Source organism: Streptomyces sp. NPDC058373, from assembly GCF_042723275.1.
In the GTDB taxonomy this organism is placed as follows: domain Bacteria; phylum Actinomycetota; class Actinomycetes; order Streptomycetales; family Streptomycetaceae; genus Streptomyces.
Map to the genome: position 1 here is coordinate 77,388 of NZ_JBHXJE010000005.1, position 17,113 is coordinate 94,500.

The following is a 17,113-nucleotide window of genomic DNA, read 5'->3' on the forward strand; positions in this document are numbered from 1 at the left end:
GGCCCAAGAGTAATGGGTGGGCAAAAGAATGACCCTACTGCTTGGGAAGGATCTTTCCTCGCTCTTGACCGAAATCCCCCGGGGTCAAACCCCCGAAGCGGGCGCTCCCGGGCAACTCGCCGCACCCCCGTCCGAGGCATGTCGCCGCAGGCGGGGAAGGGTACGCACGGAGGACGCGCGGACCGTGGGCGACGGTTGCGCGCGGGGGCGGACCCGGCCGGGCGGCAGCCGGGTGACGTTCACCTCACGGCGTCCGGGAATGCGCCGGGCGGGGCAGCCCGCGTCACGCCTCCGGCTTCAGCGGGGCGAACGGCGTCAGGGAGAAGATGAACTCCACCGGCACGTCGAAGTAGGCGGCGATGCGCAGCGCGAGGTGGAGGCTGGGGCTGTACTCGCCCCGCTCCAGGTAGCCGATGGTCTGGTAATGGACGCCGAGGGCGTCGGCGAGCTGGCGGCGCGTGACGTGGCGTTCGACGCGGAGCATCGCGATGCGGTTGTGGACCGGGTCCGGCGCGGCGCCCGCGCCGGACCCGGTCCCCTCCGTACGGGGTGTCACCTGCGGCTCACCTCAGACCCGCTGGAGCGCTGTCTCCCGGCGGGCGGACACCGCGGCGCCCGACTCCCTGCGGGCCATCCGGCGCAGCAGCACCGGCGCCAGGAGGAGTCCGACCAGGGCCCAGGCCCCGAGGACCGCGTAGCTCTCCCACACCTGCCAGCTTCCGTTGATCTCTCCCGCCGCGGCGGCGTCCGGCAGCATCGCCGACCGCAGGCCGTGCCCCAGCCAGTAGAGCGGGAAGACCTGCGCCACTCCGGCCAGCCAGCCGGGCAGCAGCGACAGCGGGACGAAGGTACCGGAGATCCCGACCAGGCCGCCCATCGCCAGGAACCCCCAGCCGCCCAGCGTGCGCGGGTTCTTGACCAGCGAGCCGATGGCGAAGCCGAGCGGGGTGGAGGCGAGGACCCCGAGCAGCAGCAGCGAGGCCGCGTGCGGCACGCCCCACAGGCCGCCGGACCAGCCGTCGTCGAGCAGGATGAGGCCGGGCACCAGCAGCAGGGTGAGGGAGAAGCAGACCTCCAGCGCGGCCCGGGTGCTCTGCCCGACGACGTAGCCGGTGGTGCCGTGCGGCAGCGACTTGGCGCGCAGCAGGGTGCCGTCCTCGCGCTCGGTGGCGACGGCGGTGGCCAGCCCGAAGAGCGCGGCGAAGATCATCGTGAAGGCGAGCACGCCGGGCAGCATGAGCGCGCCCGAGCTGATCCCGGTCGTCTCGTCGATGCTGTTCCGGTTGCGGAGGATGATGAAGAGGAAGACGGCCGAGCCGACGACGTAGTACGTCAGGTCGGTCGGGGTGCGCAGGGAGTTCACGAACTCGGTGGTCCCTCGGCGGACCCCTGGCCCGTACCCCTTGCCCCAGGCGAACCGGGCGGCTCCCGCCTCCCGCCCGTCCTGCTGGCTCACTGCCTCGCTCATGCCGGCTCCCCCGTCCGTTCCTTCGCCGCCGCGGCGCCCGGCGCCCGTCCGGACCCTTCCTCGTCCAGGAGCGGGCCCCGCTGCTCCTGGCCCGCCTCGCTCTGCGCGACCATCCGCAGGTAGGTGTCCTCCAGGCTGGCCCGGCGCACCTCCAGCTCGGTGACCTCCTCGCCGTGCCGCGCGAACAGCTCGCGGGTGAACCGCGTGCCGTCCGGCGTCAGGTGCACCTCGCGGACCCCGTTCCGTGTCCAGCGGACCTCGTCCTCGCCCGCGACCTGCCGGGCCAGTTGCTCCGCGCTGCCGTCGGCGACGATCTTCCCGCCGTCGAGGATGAGGATGCGGTCGGCGAGCTTCTCCGCTTCGGCGAGGTCGTGGGTGGTGAGCAGGACCGTGGTGTCCTCCAGGTCGGAGAGGGCGTGCACCAGGTCGTGGAAGTCGCTGCGCGCCTTCGGGTCGAAGCCGGTGGTCGGCTCGTCCAGGAAGAGCAGGCTCGGACGCCCGACGATGCCGACCGCGACGTCCAGCCGCCGCCGCTGACCGCCGGAGAGCGAGCCGACCCGCACCCCGGCCTTGTCGCTGAGCCCGACCCGCGCCAGCAGCTCGGGGACCTCGTACGGCCCCGGGTGCCCGTCGCGCCCGGCGTACGGCCGGTAGTACGAGGCGAACTGCTCCAGCAGGGCGCCGACCCGCCAGCGGCTGTGGTCGCGCCAGGACTGGAGCACCACGCCGACCCGCGAGCGCCAGGCGTCACCCCCGTGCAGCGGGTCCACGCCGAGCACGCGCACGTGCCCGGAGGAGGGCTGACGGAACCCCTCCATGATCTCGATGGTCGTCGTCTTCCCGGCGCCGTTGGGCCCGAGCAGCCCCAGCACCTCGCCCCGCCGGATCTCGAAGGAGACCCCGCGCAGTACGTCCTTCTCCCCGTACCGCATCCACAGATCCCGCACGTCGACGACGGCTTCCCCGCCGCCCGACCCGCGCCCACTCTCGAACGCCATCGTTCCCCCCCGTCCGTCCCGTCTTTCTTCTCCGTCTTGCCTCTGCGATGAAATGTAGCAGGAGTACTACATCTCTTCCAGGTTTTACTATCGTCCTCCCCAAGAGCGGGCAAAGCCGCTGTTCCGCGTGGCGGAGCCCCGCCCCGCCGCCTGGCCTGCGGCGATCTCGCGACCTGCGAGGACCGGCCCGCATCTCCCCGCCTCAGCCCGCATCAGCCCGCATCAGCCCGGACTGACCCCCGTCCGTGCGCACGCGTGCGCACCGAGTGCGCACAGCGCCCGCCCACCAGGCGGAGGCCAAGGCCAGCACCACCCGCGCCGCTCCGGTCCGGGAGTCGGCTGATCTACGCCCCCTGACTTCACGCCCGAGCCTGAACCAGCAGGGTCCCGATGTGGCCCGGCGTCGGCGCGTCGAGCACGGTCGCGGACGCGGTGGCGAAGCCCGCTGCGAGGAGCAGCCGCTCCCAGACCGCCGGCCGGAAACTGTAGCGGTAGGTGAACATCGCCGGGCCGGCGAACCCGCCTTTGTACATCCCCTGCGGCCCGTAGGCCCCGGGGACCGCCGGGGGGTGGGAGAAGACGAAGCGTCCGCCCGGATTCAGCCGGGCCCGGACGAGCGGGAAGAGCCGCCCCGGGTCGGTGAACCAGACGGCCCCGAAGACGCTGAACACGGCGTCGTACGTGCCCTCGTGGTGGGACAGGTACTCCAGGACTTCGCCCTGGCGGAACGTCGCGCCGGTCTCGGCCCAGCGCTCGGAGGTCTTCTCGACCATGACGGGCGAGAGGTCGAGCCCGTGCGCGTCGACGCCCGACGCGGCGAGATGGGCGAGGGCACGGCCGGTGCCGCAACCGATCTCCAGGACCGACGCAGGGGCGCCGAGGAGCTCGGGCCCCGGCCCGTGGCCGGCGTACTGAGTCCAGTGGAAGACCGGTTCGGCGTCCTCCTTGAAGGCGCTCTCGGCGTAGGCGTTCCACAACTCGGTCTCGGCGATGATGTCGTGAGGCACAGGCACGGTGAGGGCGGCTCTCTGTCGGTCGACGGGGAAGAGGGGGACGTGGGCCGCCGCCCTCAGCGCGAGGGCGGCGGCAGGACACGGGCGGTCAGTGGCTGTCGGGGACCTTGTTGTCGAACGGCGAACACTCGGCACCGTCGATCGCCCAGAGCTCATCATCGACCTGGAAGCCGTTACTGCGCAGGAAGTCCGCCGTCGCGCACCATCGTGTGGTCTCGGAGCAGGAGGGCGATCTCCCGGTCCCAGAGCGTCATTCCCGCTGTCGAGCACGTTGACGGTGAGGTGGCGGACAGCGGGCTGCACGGCGTTGAGGAGTTCGCGCGGGTCTCTGGTGCGGGTGGTCACTGAGTTGTCGAACGTGAGGGTCATGGTGGCGCCCTCCTGTCGTCGTCCGCCGTACGGACCTTGCGGCCCGCTTCCTCGTCGGCGAGAGGAAGCGGGAGTTCTCGGGGCCGTCTACGTCGCCCGCGCCTCGTCCCGCGCGGCGTGGTAGCGGCGGCCTTGGCTCGCAGTCGGTCGACACACCGCTCGCATCCGGGAGCCGCGCCACGATCGCCCCCACCCGCTCCATGTCCCGGGCCTCGCCGGTACCCCGGGGGCGCTCCTCCTGGCCGGCCCAGTCGTCCATGAAGTCCTCGACCCGGCCGGCCAGCCGCAGGGCCCCGCGCACACGCGCCAGACCACCGCGACCAGCCCGCCGAGGACAGTGAGGCCCCCGTCCGGCTGGCGCCCTCGCGCCACCGCACCGTGCAGCCGGTGATGTCCCCGCAGCGGTTCTTGCGCGCCTTCACGTATGCCATGGCGCGGGAGCACAAGGGGCGTGCGCGGACCGTGCGCGCACGCGCCGTGTGACAGGGTGGGTATCTACGCCATCCGCCCAGCTCAACGCGGTGTAGCGGAAGTGCCCGGAACCGGACTCGAACCGGTACGCCCGTGAAGGGCAGCGAGGTTTAAGCTCGCCGTGTCTGCATTCCACCATCCGGGCAAGCTGGGGGGCCGCATACGCGGTGTGAGCCTATCCGGACAAGTCACTCGGACAGCGGGCCCTCAAGCCGATGTTGTCTTATTTTATTGGCGCCTGAGGGTGCATCAGAACATCGCGCACTCCCCCCACACCGCCCTACGGCTGACGCTCCCCGAACCCGGCCGCAGAGCGGTCTCGCCGAGAATGACCGGAATGCAACCCAGGGACCGGCGAAGATCATTGCCTCCGTGGCGGGTTGGGCCGACGGGCGTCGCTGGGCCCAACCGACGGGCACCGGTACCGGGGTACGGGAAGGGCCACGAACACCACCGGAAAGCGTGATCAGGGTCTCGCGGGGGCACGCCTCCCGGCGCCCCGCGGGGCGCCCGGCTCAGGGGTGGTGGTCAGGGTCGGGTACGGGCGGCCCCTCATACCCAGGTATGACGGGAGGGGTCCCGGTCACCCCATGGAGTGGCACGCGAAAGGGAACTGGGGAGTGATGGCCCGCGCGGTCCGGGCGGGAAGGATGGACGCAGACCGTACAGACGACTCACCCCGGCCGCCGGACAGGGGTGGCTTGCCGTGCCTGCCCGCCGGGCAGACGGCCGGAGCCCCCGCGTCCGCCGCCCCACCGACAGGAGCTTTCCCGTGACCACCACCCCTCTGGCCTCCAGGTCCACCGAGGTGGCCGCCCGCGCCACCGAACTCAGCAAGGTGTACGGCACGGGTGAGACCCGGGTGGTCGCGCTGGACCAGGTCTCCATCGACTTCCGGCAGGGCGAGCTGACCGCGATCATGGGCCCGTCCGGCTCCGGCAAGTCCACGCTGATGCACTGCGTGGCGGGGCTGGATTCCTTCGACGGCGGCTCGGTCCGGATCGGCGCCACGGAGCTGGGGTCGCTGAAGGACAAGCAGCTCACGCAGTTGCGGCGGGACAAGATCGGCTTCATCTTCCAGGCGTTCAACCTGCTGCCGACGCTCACCGCCCTGGAGAACATCACCCTTCCGATGGACATCGCCGGGCGCAAGCCCGACCAGGCGTGGCTGGACCAGGTCATCGACATGGTCGGCCTCCGCGACCGCCTGAAGCACCGTCCGGCCCAGCTCTCCGGCGGCCAGCAGCAGCGCGTCGCGGTGGCCCGGGCCCTCGCCTCGCAGCCGGAGATCATCTTCGGCGACGAGCCCACCGGCAACCTGGACTCCCGCTCCGGCGCCGAGGTGCTGGGCTTCCTGCGCAACTCCGTGCGCACGCTGGGGCAGACGGTCGTGATGGTGACGCACGACGCGGTGGCCGCCTCGTACGCGGACCGGGTGGTCTTCCTGGCCGACGGCCGCATCGTCGACGAGATGCACCAGCCGACGGCCGACGGGGTGCTGGACCGCATGAAGGAGTTCGACGCGAAGGGCCGCACCAGCTAACCGGAACCACTCGCAGGCTCCCTCCGTCCCGCGCGGCCCGCCGGGCCCGCCCCTTCCTTCCCAGGACTCCTCATGTTCCGTACCGCCCTGCGCAATGTCCTTGCGCACAAGGCCAGGCTGCTGATGACCGTGCTCGCCGTGATGCTCGGCGTGGCCTTCGTCTCCGGCACCCTGGTCTTCACCGACACCCTCGGCAACGCCCTGCGCAACCAGTCCGCCAAGAGCTTCGACGACGTCGCCGTCTCCGTGCAGACCTACGCGGACCAGCGCGACCAGGAGAAGACCGGCATCGACGCCGCGACGCTGGAGAAGATCCAGGGGATCGACGGCGTGGCCGCGGCCCACGGCCGGGTCTCCGGCTTCGCGGGCGTCGCCGACCCGGACGGCAAGCTGATCGGCAGCGGCTGGTCCAACACCGGCGCCAACTTCGCCCCGGGCACGGACGGCAAGGACCCGCAGTACACCTTCACCGACGGCACGGGCCCGAAGGCCGGCCAGGTCGCGCTCGACCGGACCACGGCCGACAAGGGTGAGTACCAGGTAGGCGACAAGGTCCGCGTCGCCACCAACGGGCCCGTCCAGGAGCTGACCCTCTCCGGCGTCTTCACCACCGAGGACGGCGCGGTCAACGCCGGCGGCAGCCTGGTCCTCTTCGACCAGCGCACCGCCCAGGAGCAGTACCTGCGCCCGGGCTACTTCCAGGACGTCGCGGTCACCGCGGACGCCGGCGCCTCGGACGCCGCGCTGCTGAAGAAGGTCGAGGCGCTGCTCCCCGAGGACGCCACGGCGCAGACCGGACAGGCCCTCGCCGAGGAGCAGGCCAAGGACATCGAGGCGGGGCTGACCGGCCTCAACACCATGCTGCTCGCCTTCGCCGGGATCGCCCTCTTCGTCGGTGTCTTCCTGATCGCCAACACCTTCACCATGCTGATCGCCCAGCGCACCCGTGAGCTGGCGCTGATGCGCGCCGTCGGCGCCTCCCGCCGCCAGGTGAAGCGCTCGGTGCTGGCCGAGGCGGCGCTGGTGGGTCTGGTCGCCTCGGTGGTCGGCTTCGGCCTCGGGCTCGGGCTCGCGGTGGCGCTGCGCTCGGCGATGGACGCCTTCGGCGCGCAGATGCCCGCCGGTCCCCTGGTGGTCTCGCCGGTGGCGGTGGGAGCCGCGTTCGGCGTGGGCATCGTGATCACGGTGCTGGCGGCCTGGCTCCCGGCCCGCCGGGCGGCCAAGATCCCGCCGGTGGCCGCGATGAACAGCGTGCACGCGGTGGCGACGGTCAAATCCCTGGTGGTGCGGAACACCATCGGTTCGATCATCACGGCGGCGGGCGCGGTGGCGATCGTCGGTGGCGCCTCGAAGGGCGGCGAGGACGGGCGGTACATGATCGCCGCCGGCGCGTTCTTCGCGCTGCTCGGGGTGATGGTGCTGATCCCTCTGCTGTCCCGGCCGGTGATCGCGACGGTGCGGCCGCTGCTGACCAAGCTCTTCGGCGTCTCCGGCAAGCTGGCCGCGCAGAACGCGGTACGCAACCCGCGCCGCACCGGCACCACGGCCTCCGCGCTGGCCATCGGCCTGACCCTGGTCACCGGCCTGTCGGTGCTGGGGCTGACGATCGGCCAGGCCATCGACCGGATGACCACCGACCACATCAAGGCCGACTACATGGTGGCGATGGCCTCCGGCGGCCCGCTGGACACCTCGGCGCTGGAGGCGCTGGAGAAGGCCGACGGCGTGAGCGCGGTCTCGCCCAAGCAGGCGGCCGGTATGGAGATGGACGGCGAGTACGTGGGCGCCTCCTCGATCACGCCGGGCGCGGTGGAGAAGGTCTTCCGCATCGACGTGGTCGACGGTTCGCTCGGCGCGCTGGACGACGGTGCCGTGGCGGTCGACACCGCCATCGCCGAGAAGCAGGGCTGGAAGGTCGGCGACACGCTGCCGGTCACCTTCGACGACGAGAAGAAGGACAAGCTGAAGGTCGGCGCGACCTTCGAGGGCAACGAGTTCCTCGACAGCGTCCTGGTCGACCGCGCCCTGGTCGACGCGCACGAGGCGGCCCCGATGATCCTGGAGATCTGGGTCAACGCCGACGGCGGCGCCAGTGAGGCATCCCGCCAGGCCCTGGTGGACGCGCTCGGCAACAACCCGGCGATCGACGTGATGGACCAGCAGGACATCCGCAACGCCTTCGGCGGCATGATCAACACGATGCTCTACATCATGTACGGCCTGCTGGCGATGGCCCTGATCATCGCGGTGCTGGGCGTGGTCAACACCCTGGCGATGTCCGTCTTCGAGCGGCAGCAGGAGATCGGCATGCTGCGGGCGATCGGCCTGGACCGGCGCCGGGTGAAGCGGATGATCCGGCTGGAGGCCGTGGTGATCTCGCTCTTCGGCGCGGTGCTCGGCGTCGGCCTCGGGGTCTTCCTGGGCTGGGCGATCGGCGAGACGGTCGCCGAGTCCGTCCCCGGGTACGAGCTGGTGCTGCCGTGGGACCGGATCGCGGTCTTCCTGGGGCTGGCCGGACTGGTCGGTGTGCTGGCGGCCCTCTGGCCCGCCCGCAGCGCCGCCCGGCTGAACATGCTGACGGCGATCAAGACCGAGTAGCGGCGGACACGGCCGCCCGTCTCCGGGCGGGCGGCCGGTACGCGAAGGCGCCGGGCCCCACCCCTGACCACGGGGGGTGGGGCCCGGCGCCGTGTGCGAAGGGCTGGTGGGGGCCGGCTCAGACCGACTCGGGTGACCGGGGTGCCGGGGTCGCCCCGTCGTCCCCGGGGCCCGTGGCCCGGCCGTACGGTTCGTCGCGGCGGCGGGCCTCGTCCTGCCGTCCGTCCCGCGAGGCGCCGTCGGGCCGGTCGGGTGACGTGCCGCCCCGGCCGGTGTCGCCGCGGGCGGAGAGGGCGGTCCACTTCCGGGTGCGCAGCGGCAGTCCGGGGCGGCCCTCGGCGGGGGTGCGGACGGCGAGGACCTGGTTGACGCCGATCCGGTTGCGTTCGAAGGAGAGCGCGGAGGCTGCCATGTAGAGCAGCCACACCCGGGCCCGCCCGGCTCCGGCCAGGCGGACGCACTCCTCCCAGTGGGTCTGGAGGTTCCGCACCCAGGCGCGCAGCGTCAGCGCGTAGTGCTCGCGCAGCGCCTCCAGGTCGCGGACCTCGAAGCCGGCGCGCTCCAGCTGGGTGACGGTGGAGCCGACGGGGGCCAGCTCGCCGTCGGGGAAGACGTAGGCGTCGATGAAGGCGTCCACGTGGTAGGCCGACTCGTCGTCCTGGGGGCGGCGTGCGATCTGGTGGTTGAGGAGCCGGCCACCGGGCTTGAGCAGGGCGTACAGGTCCTCGGCGTACTCCAGGTACCGCACGGTACCGACGTGTTCGGCCATGCCGATGGAGGAGATCGCGTCGTAGGGCCCGTCGCGGACGTCGCGGTAGTCCTGGACGCGGATCTCGACGCGGTCGGCGAGGCCCTGTTCGGCGGCGCGCCTTCGGGCGTAGGCGGCCTGTTCGCGGGAGAGGGTGACGCCGACGACCTGGACGCCGTACTCGCGGGCGGCGTGCAGCGCCATCGAGCCCCAGCCGCAGCCGACGTCGAGCAGCCGCATGCCGGGGCCGAGGCCGAGCTTGCGGCAGATCAGGTCGAGCTTGTCGCGCTGGGCGGACTCCAGGCTCGCGCCGTCCTGCCAGTAGGCGCAGGAGTAGACCATGGAGGGGCCGAGGACCCGCTCGTAGAAGTCGTTGCCCACGTCGTAGTGGTGGCTGATGGCCTGGCGGTCGCGGCCCTTGCTGTGGCGGCTGCCGAGGCGGCGCCGGAGGGGCGCCTCCTCCGGCGGGGGCGGTGGCGGGGGCAGCGGCCCGGCGAGGCGGGCGAGGCCGAGGGCGGCGGCGCGTACCTGCGGATCCCGGGCGGCGGCGAGGGGGCCGAGTGGGGGACGCGAGCTCTCCCAGACCACTCCGGCGAGGAGTTCGAGCGCCTCGTAGAGGTCGCCCTCGACGGCGAGGTCACCGGCTACCCAGGCGCGCACCAGGCCCAGTTCGCCGGGCTTGTAGAGGATGCGGCGCAGGGCGCGGCGGTTGCGCACGACGATCACGGGTGTTCCGGGCGGACCGTGTTCGGTGCCGTCCCAGGCGCGCAGACGGACCGGGAGAGGGGCTCCCAGTATCTGTTCGGCGTGTGTGGCCAGCCGCTGGGCGGCACCGTGCATGACGCGTCACCTTCCGGGTTCGGTGTGCCGGAGCTCCTGTGTCGGTGATCGGCCGTGCGTGCGGACACGGCCGCTGCTGTACGTACACATGTGAACACCGATGGGGGGCGCTCGCAGTCCCGGTTCCGGGTAAGGAATCCGCAAAATACATGTAGAGGCCATCCATGCGGGCGCGAGTCCGCGCCGGGCACGGGCCGGCCCCGGGCATGCCGAAGGGGCGCTCGCACCACGGATGGCGAGCGCCCCCAGGGGAGGTTTCAGCGCGCGGTCAGGACGCCTTGGCCTTGGCCTTGGCCGCCTCGGACTCCTCCGCCTTGGCGGCGGGGGCCGGAGCGGGCTTGGCCGCCTCGTAGAACTCCTCGCGCGGCGTCTCCATCGCGCCGAGGGAGACCACCTCGCGCTTGAGGAACATGCCGAGGGTCCAGTCGGCGAAGACGCGGATCTTGCGGTTGAACGTCGGCATCGCCATGCCGTGGTACGCGCGGTGCATGTACCAGGCGAGACGGCCCTTGAGCTTGATCTTCATCTTGCCCATGACGATCATCGCGACGCCCTTGTGCAGGCCCAGACCGGCGACCGCACCCTTGTTGGCGTGGCTGTACTCCTTCTGCGGGAAGCCCCGCATGCCGGAGATCACGTTGTCGCCGAGGACCTTGGCCTGCCGCAGCGCGTGCTGCGCGTTGGGCGGGCACCAGGCGTTCGGGTTGCCGTTCTTGCGGCCGATGACGTCCGGCACCTGCGCGTTGTCGCCGGCCGCCCAGATGTAGTCCGTGCCCTGCACCTGGAGGTCGGCGGCGGTGTCGACGTGGCCGCGCGGGCCGAGCGGCAGACCGAAGCGGGTGAGCACCGGGTTCGGCTTCACACCGGCGGTCCACACGATGGTGGAGGCGTCGACCTCCAGTCCGTTCTTGAGCACCACGCGGCCGTCGACGCAGGAGTCCATGGAGGTCGAGAGGTAGACCTCGACACCCCGGCTCTCCAGGTGCTTCTTGCCGTACTCGCCGAGCTTCGGGCCGACCTCGGGAAGGATCTTGTCGGCCGCGTCCACGAGGATGAACCGCATGTCCTCGCGGGTGACGTTGTTGTAGTACTTGGCGGCGTCCCGGGCGAGGTCCTCGACCTCACCGATCGTCTCGGCACCGGCGAAGCCACCGCCGACGAAGACGAAGGTCAACGCCTTTCGGCGGACCTCCTCGTCGGTCGTGGAGTCAGCCTTGTCGAGCTGCTCGAGGACGTGGTTGCGCAGGCCGATGGCCTCCTCGATGCCCTTCATGCCGATGCCCTGCTCGGCGAGGCCGGGGATCGGGAAGGTACGGGAGACCGCGCCCATCGCGATGACGAGGTAGTCGAAAGGCAGCTCGTACGCCTCGCCGACCAGCGGCGCGACGGTGGCGACCTTGCGGTCCTGGTCGATGGTGGTGACCCGGCCGGTCAGCACCTCGGCCTTCGGCAGTACACGTCGCAGCGGGACGACGACGTGGCGCGGCGAGATGTTGCCGGCTGCGGCTTCGGGGAGGAAGGGCTGGTACGTCATGTACGAGCGCGGGTCGACGACCGTGACGGTCGCCTCGCCGTAGCGCATCTTCTTCAGAATGCGTCGTGCTGCGTACAAGCCAACGTACCCACCGCCTACAACGAGGATCCTGGGACGCTCCGTGGTGCTCATGGCATCGAGTATCCACCCGCCCCCGGGGGGTGGTTCGTGCGCCCCTTCACAAGGTTCCCCACCCCCTCTGCTATACTGCGCGGCTCGCGTGACCCAGGTCATGCTCCCGCAGCGGAACCACCGACCCTCTCCGGACGTTCCCCACCCCCTGTGAGCTGCTGGCTCGCCTCTTGCGGGGGCAGAAGGCCGGACGGCCTTTCATCCCCAGGCAACGCGGGGGAAACACCCCGTGCACGGACGGTGGGGGCCGGGAGTGCCCCATATGGAGGCCGAAGGGCCCTCGACTTCGCCCATCAGGGCACTTTCTCTTGTGAAGAACTTCACGAAGTTTCCCGGCGGCATGTCGGAGAGACCCCCCGGACGGCCGTCCCGGGCCGCTCAGGGCACCCGGCGGGGCGCTCAAACGGGCGACGGAACACCGGGGTTGAGGGGGAGCGCGCACCAATGTCCGCGCCCTCCCGCACCGGCCGACGTCGGCAGCCCGGCACCGGAGCCCGCACCGGGCGTCCGCGCTCTTCAGCTACAGGCAGCAGCGATCCCCACGGTCGGCCTGGTCGATCCGAAGAGGTCACGCTTCCCGCGGTTCCGGCTCACCTTCGACCGCGCCGCCCCCGCCTCCGGGGGCAGCCCTCCCGGCGTCCGCAGGCGGCCACCGAGCCACGTACCCTCGCACGCATGTCGGAGCACCAGGAGCGCGCGGGTGATGTCGCGCAGGCCGCTGTCGAGGCCGTCGAGAACAGCATCTCGGTGCGGGAGGCGCGGGCCCATCTCGCCGAGCACATCAACCGGGCCGAGTCCGGGACGCCGACCGTGGTCACCCGCAACGGCGCCCCGGTCGCCGCCCTCGTCCCCTTCGCCGACTTCGAAGTCCTGGAGGAGGCGGCCGACTTGATGCTCGCCCGGGAGGCCGAGGCGGTGCTGGCCCGTGACGAGCCGACCGTGTCGATGGCCGAGCTGGTGGCTGACCTCTTCTCCGGCCGGGCGGACGGCCGCGCGTGACGTACGCCCTCCGCTTCAGCCCCGGCGCCCGCAGCCGCCTGCGCACCCTCGGCCGCCCGGCCGCGATGCGGGTCCTCGCCGCGCTGACCGCCCTGGCCGAGGGACCGCCCGGCCCCCGTCCCGGCACCGCGGAACTCGGCTCCGTCCCGGGCCTGTTCCGGCTCCGGCTGGAGGGGCAGCGCGTCGCCTGCCTGGCGCGCGGCGGCGAGCTGCTGGTGCTGGCCGTCCACGCGGCCGACCGGCGCTGAGGGCCGCCCGCACCGCCGGGGTACACGGAAGGGGCGGCCCGGGCGAGGGCTCACGCCTCGCCGCCGGACCGCCCCTCAGCCCTACGCTCCCGCGACCGCCCCCGCGGCCTTCCAGGCGAGCCCGTCCAGGATGTCGTGCTCGCTGACGACCACCTCGGCGGCGCCGGTGCGCTCCATCAGGGTGAGCAGGATCAGCGCTCCGGCCGCGATGACGTCGACCCGGCCCGGGTGGATGACCGGGTTGGCCGCCCGCTCGGCGTGCGTGGAGGTGAGGAGGCCGTCGGTGACCTCCTTGACCTGCGCGTACGGGATGCGGGCGTGGTGGATGGCGGCCGAGTCGTACTCCGTGAGCCCCAGCGCGAGCCCGGCGACGGTCGTGACGGAGCCGGCGAGGCCGACCAGGGTGCGCGCCTCGGCCAGCGGGACGGTGCGCGCGGTCTCGTCGAGGGCGGCGCCGATGTCCCGGCGGATCGCCTCGATCTGTTCGGCGGCGGGCGGGTCGGTCACCGTGCCGTCGGGGCGGGCCAGGTGGCGTTCGGTCAGGCGGACGCAGCCGATGTCGACCGAGCGGGCGGCGCGTACGCCGTCCGTACCGACGACGCACTCGGTGGAGCCACCGCCGATGTCGACCACCAGGTACGGGGTGTCCAGGTCGGCGCGGCCCGTCAGCTCCTTGGTGGCGCCGGTGAAGGAGAGCGCGGCCTCCTCGTCGCCGGTGACGACTTCCGGGGTGACGCCGAGGATGGCGCGGACGCCTTCGGTGAACTCCGCGCGGTTCTCCGCGTCGCGGGTGGCCGAGGTGGCGGCGAAACGGACCTCGGTGGCGCCGAGTTCGGCGATGGCGGCGGCGTACTCGCGGCAGGCCTCGAAGGTGCGCTCCAGCGCCTCGGGGGCGAGGCGGCCGGTGCGGTCGACGCCCTGGCCGAGGCGGACGATGCGCATCCGGCGGTCGAGGTCGGTCAGTTCGCCGGTGGCCGGGTCGGCGTCGGCGACCAGCAGGCGGATGGAGTTGGTGCCGCAGTCGATCGCGGCGACGCGACGGGCGGTCACCGGCCCTCCCCCTCGGCCTCGCCGACGGCCGTGGTGGCGGCCGGTTCGGCGGTCTGCGGCAGCGTCACGCAGGAGCCCTTGCGCCACCACTCGGGGAGCATCGCCAGCGCCTCGTCACCGAGCGGGTTGACGCCGGGGCCGGCGGCCAGCGAGTGGGCGACCAGGACGTGCAGGCACTTGACCCGGTCGGGCATGCCGCCGGCGGAGGGGAAGTTCTTCAGCTCCTCGATCTCGTCGCGGCGCTCGACGTAGTCCTCGTGGGCGGCCCGGTAGGCGTCGGCCAGCTCCGGGTCGGTCCCCAGACGCTCGGTCATCTCCTTCATCACGCCGTTGGCCTCCAGCGTGCCGATGGCCGAGGCGGCGCGGGGGCACGTCAGGTAGTACAGCGTGGGGAAGGGCGTGCCGTCCTCCAGGCGGGGGGCCGTCTCGACGACGTCGGGCTGCCCGCAGGGGCAGCGGTGCGCGATGGCGCGCAGGCCGCGCGGCGGGCGGCCCAACTGCTGCTTGAAGGCGGCGACGTCGGCGTCGGTCGGCTCGGTGCGCGGGGTGGGCGGTGGGGGCGTGTCCATGGCGGGGTCAGGTCTCTCGGTCGTTCACTGGGTGGCGGGGCGCGTGCCGCCCGGCCCGGCGGCCTGGTCGGCGCGGTCGACGCCTTCCAGGAGGTTGGTGTACCAGGGCCGGGTGGCGGCCGTGCGGTCGGTGCGGCTCGGTTCGGCCGCGTCCGGATCGATCATGGTGTAGCCGGTCTCGCCGGGGCGTACGTAGTGCAGGCGCTCGCGGATGCGCTGCTCGGCGTAGGCGTCGTCCTCCCAGCGTGCCTTCTCGTCGCGCAACTGCTCGACCTTGGCGCGGTGCGCCTCCCGTTCGCGCTGGAGGTCGGCGATCTCGGCGCGCTGGGAGACGTACTGCCGCATCGGGTAGGCGAGGGCGACGATCAGGGAGCAGAGGACGAGGGCGAGGAGGGCGGCGCGGCCGGTGAGGCGGGAGCGGCGGGCCTGGCGGCGGTTCTGCGAGCGGTAGACGCGGGCGGCGGTCTGCTCGCCGAGCAGCCTGAGCCTGGTCGCGGTGGAGAAGCGGTCCGCGCCGCTCTTCTTCCCGGCCATACCCGCCTCCCCTGCGCCGCGCGGTCCGCCCGGCCGTCTTCCTCGTCACGGCCCTGCGGCCGAGCTGCCCATCCGTCAGGTGTCCGCCGCTCGCACGCCCTGCTGATCCTCGCCTGCACGTGCCCGCGTCCCCGCCCACGGTACGGGACCGGGGGCGGGGACGCGGGGAGGCCGGGGGCCGTCGTCGGCCCGGCCGGGTCAGCCCTTGAAGCGCGGGAAGGCGCTGCGGCCGGCGTAGACCGCGGCGTCGTCGAGGATCTCCTCGATGCGCAGGAGCTGGTTGTACTTGGCGACGCGCTCGGAGCGGGCCGGGGCGCCGGTCTTGATCTGGCCGCAGTTGGTGGCGACGGCGAGGTCGGCGATGGTGACGTCCTCGGTCTCGCCGGAGCGGTGGCTCATCATGCACTTGAAGCCGTTGCGCTGGGCCAGCTCGACGGCGTCCAGGGTCTCGGTGAGCGAGCCGATCTGGTTGACCTTGACGAGCAGGGCGTTGGCCGACTTCTCCTCGATGCCGCGGGCGAGGCGCTCGGGGTTGGTGACGAACAGGTCGTCACCGACGAGCTGGACCTTGTCGCCGAGCTTCTCGGTGATGACGTTCCAGCCGGCCCAGTCGTCCTCGTACAGCGGGTCCTCGATGGAGACCAGCGGGTACGAGGCGACGAGCTCCGCGTAGTACTCGGTCATCTCGGCGGCCGAGCGGGACTTGCCCTCGAACTCGTAGCTGCCGTCCTTGTAGAACTCGGAGGCGGCGACGTCCAGGGCGAGCGCGACCTCCTTGCCGGGGACGTAACCGGCCTCCTTGATGGCCTCCAGGATCAGGTCCAGGGCGGCGCGGTTGGAGTCGAGGTTGGGGGCGAAGCCGCCCTCGTCGCCGAGGCCGGTGGAGAGGCCCTTGTTCTTCAGGACCTTCTTCAGCGTGTGGTAGACCTCGGTGCCCCAGCGCAGGGCCTCGGAGAAGGACTCCGCGCCGATCGGGGCGATCATGAACTCCTGGATGTCCACGTTGGAGTCGGCGTGCGAGCCGCCGTTCAGGATGTTCATCATCGGCACCGGGAGCAGGTGCGCGTTGGGGCCGCCGAGGTAGCGGAAGAGGGGCAGGTCGCTGGCCTCGGAGGCGGCGTGGGCGACGGCGAGGGAGACGCCGAGGATGGCGTTGGCGCCGAGCGAGCCCTTGTTGTCGGTCGCGTCCAGGTCGAACATGGCCTGGTCGATGAGGCGCTGCTCGGTGGCGTCGTAGCCGACGAGCTCCGGGCCGATCTGCTCGATGACGGCGAGGACGGCCTTCTCGACACCCTTGCCCTGGTAACGGTTGGGGTCACCGTCACGCAGTTCGATGGCCTCGAAGGCCCCGGTGGAGGCGCCGGACGGCACCGCGGCGCGGCCGGTGCTGCCGTCGTCGAGGCCGACCTCGACCTCGACGGTGGGGTTGCCTCGGGAGTCCAGGATTTCCCGGGCTACGACGACGTCGATGGACGGCACGAGCATCTCCTTCTGGGATGTGACGCGGGTCGGCCTTCGGTCGGCCGTTCGCTCCAGAGCCTAACCGGCGGTCGCCCCCTTCCCGGCGTCGCGCCCGGACGGTGGGACGAAAAGAGGTCCGTAAGGGGAGGAACGGGGCGCAAACGCCGGTTTCTACTCACCGGTAGCGAGTGAGCCACGGTCCACTGCGGTGAACCGGGCCGCACGAAGTTCCGACCCACTTCGAATGTCGGCCCCCGGGGACGCCCCGCAGGGGCGGGGTGGGAACGGGGAAGCCCCGCCCCGATGCGTTGGGGGGGAGTCACGCATCGGGACGGGGCTGTCTGTGAGGGCGAGGGGCAGAAAGCCGTTACCCCTGCACCCCCTGGAGGGGGAGCCGGGGGGCGCGTCCCCCGGGTGGGCCTGAGCGACCGGGGGACGGCCCCCGGCCGGGAAGCCCTCGACCGACGCGGGCCAGTGGGGAACCCGCACCGAAGCACTTCACCTCGCCCGCCCACCAGGGACTACGCCACCCCGAGGC

General features: G+C 72.1%; 14 protein-coding genes, 1 tRNA gene and 1 pseudogene. 4 read left to right on the forward strand and 12 right to left on the reverse strand.

All coding sequences use genetic code 11. From position 1 onward, the window contains the following. Positions 1 to 283 precede the first annotated feature (283 nt). From ACFWMZ_RS05345 to ACFWMZ_RS05370, 6 genes and pseudogenes are all read right to left on the reverse strand, one after another. The gene (locus ACFWMZ_RS05345; protein ID WP_383199619.1) at positions 284 to 556 is read right to left on the reverse strand and encodes a helix-turn-helix transcriptional regulator; all 273 of its coding nucleotides are present in this window, start codon (positions 554 to 556) and stop codon (positions 284 to 286) included. Positions 557 to 568: 12 nt separating this feature from the next. After that, a complete protein-coding gene (locus ACFWMZ_RS05350; RefSeq protein WP_383183544.1) occupies positions 569 to 1,468 on the reverse strand; it encodes an ABC transporter permease in 900 nt (299 codons plus the stop codon). Further along, entirely contained in the window at positions 1,465 to 2,466 is a 1,002-nt protein-coding gene (locus ACFWMZ_RS05355) for an ABC transporter ATP-binding protein (protein WP_383199621.1), read from the reverse strand. The genes ACFWMZ_RS05350 and ACFWMZ_RS05355 overlap by 4 nt, the downstream gene beginning before the upstream one ends. A 359-nt stretch (positions 2,467 to 2,825) precedes the next feature. Beyond that, on the reverse strand, positions 2,826 to 3,479 hold the full coding sequence (locus tag ACFWMZ_RS05360; RefSeq protein WP_383183540.1) for a class I SAM-dependent methyltransferase: 654 nt from the start codon (positions 3,477 to 3,479) through the stop codon (positions 2,826 to 2,828). 88 nt (positions 3,480 to 3,567) lie between these two features. Continuing rightward, positions 3,568 to 3,848: pseudogene (locus ACFWMZ_RS05365) on the reverse strand (hypothetical protein). 533 nt (positions 3,849 to 4,381) lie between these two features. After that, positions 4,382 to 4,464 (reverse strand) — tRNA-Leu (locus tag ACFWMZ_RS05370). Between the two features lie 627 nt (positions 4,465 to 5,091). Here ACFWMZ_RS05370 and ACFWMZ_RS05375 point away from each other — a divergent pair. After that, positions 5,092 to 5,862 (forward strand): ABC transporter ATP-binding protein, encoded by a 771-nt coding sequence (locus ACFWMZ_RS05375; protein WP_383175960.1) that lies wholly within the window; start codon positions 5,092 to 5,094, stop codon positions 5,860 to 5,862. A 72-nt stretch (positions 5,863 to 5,934) separates the two neighbouring features. Then, positions 5,935 to 8,460 carry an ABC transporter permease gene (locus ACFWMZ_RS05380; protein WP_383199623.1) on the forward strand — a complete coding sequence of 842 codons (2,526 nt, stop codon included), beginning with the start codon at positions 5,935 to 5,937 and terminating at the stop codon, positions 8,458 to 8,460. A gap of 118 nt (positions 8,461 to 8,578) precedes the next feature. On the opposite strand, the gene ACFWMZ_RS05385 is transcribed toward ACFWMZ_RS05380, so the two are convergent. Both ACFWMZ_RS05385 and ACFWMZ_RS05390 read right to left on the reverse strand, forming a co-directional pair. After that, positions 8,579 to 10,048 (reverse strand): class I SAM-dependent methyltransferase, encoded by a 1,470-nt coding sequence (locus tag ACFWMZ_RS05385; protein WP_383175954.1) that lies wholly within the window; start codon positions 10,046 to 10,048, stop codon positions 8,579 to 8,581. 268 nt (positions 10,049 to 10,316) lie between these two features. After that, positions 10,317 to 11,714, reverse strand: coding sequence for an NAD(P)/FAD-dependent oxidoreductase (locus tag ACFWMZ_RS05390; protein WP_383175951.1), 1,398 nt, complete (start codon positions 11,712 to 11,714; stop codon positions 10,317 to 10,319). Positions 11,715 to 12,389: 675 nt separating this feature from the next. Between ACFWMZ_RS05390 and ACFWMZ_RS05395 the strand changes: the two genes are divergently transcribed. Next, the gene (locus ACFWMZ_RS05395; protein WP_383175948.1) at positions 12,390 to 12,713 is read left to right on the forward strand and encodes a type II toxin-antitoxin system Phd/YefM family antitoxin; all 324 of its coding nucleotides are present in this window, start codon (positions 12,390 to 12,392) and stop codon (positions 12,711 to 12,713) included. After that, positions 12,710 to 12,961 (forward strand): type II toxin-antitoxin system RelE/ParE family toxin, encoded by a 252-nt coding sequence (locus ACFWMZ_RS05400; protein ID WP_383175945.1) that lies wholly within the window; start codon positions 12,710 to 12,712, stop codon positions 12,959 to 12,961. The genes ACFWMZ_RS05395 and ACFWMZ_RS05400 overlap by 4 nt, the downstream gene beginning before the upstream one ends. Before the next feature lie 81 nt (positions 12,962 to 13,042). Here ACFWMZ_RS05400 and ACFWMZ_RS05405 read toward each other — a convergent pair whose 3' ends face one another. From ACFWMZ_RS05405 to eno, 4 genes are all read right to left on the reverse strand, one after another. Then, positions 13,043 to 14,011, reverse strand: a complete 969-nt coding sequence (locus ACFWMZ_RS05405) for an exopolyphosphatase (RefSeq protein WP_383199625.1) — start codon at positions 14,009 to 14,011, stop codon at positions 13,043 to 13,045. After that, entirely contained in the window at positions 14,008 to 14,580 is a 573-nt protein-coding gene (locus tag ACFWMZ_RS05410) for a DUF501 domain-containing protein (protein ID WP_383175939.1), read from the reverse strand. Before ACFWMZ_RS05410 ends, ACFWMZ_RS05405 begins: the two co-directional genes overlap by 4 nt. Before the next feature lie 24 nt (positions 14,581 to 14,604). Beyond that, complete coding sequence (locus ACFWMZ_RS05415) at positions 14,605 to 15,114, reverse strand: septum formation initiator family protein (protein ID WP_383175936.1); 510 nt, start codon at positions 15,112 to 15,114, stop codon at positions 14,605 to 14,607. Positions 15,115 to 15,312: 198 nt separating this feature from the next. Continuing rightward, positions 15,313 to 16,593 (reverse strand): phosphopyruvate hydratase, encoded by a 1,281-nt coding sequence (eno, locus tag ACFWMZ_RS05420; RefSeq protein WP_383175934.1) that lies wholly within the window; start codon positions 16,591 to 16,593, stop codon positions 15,313 to 15,315. Positions 16,594 to 17,113 lie beyond the last annotated feature (520 nt).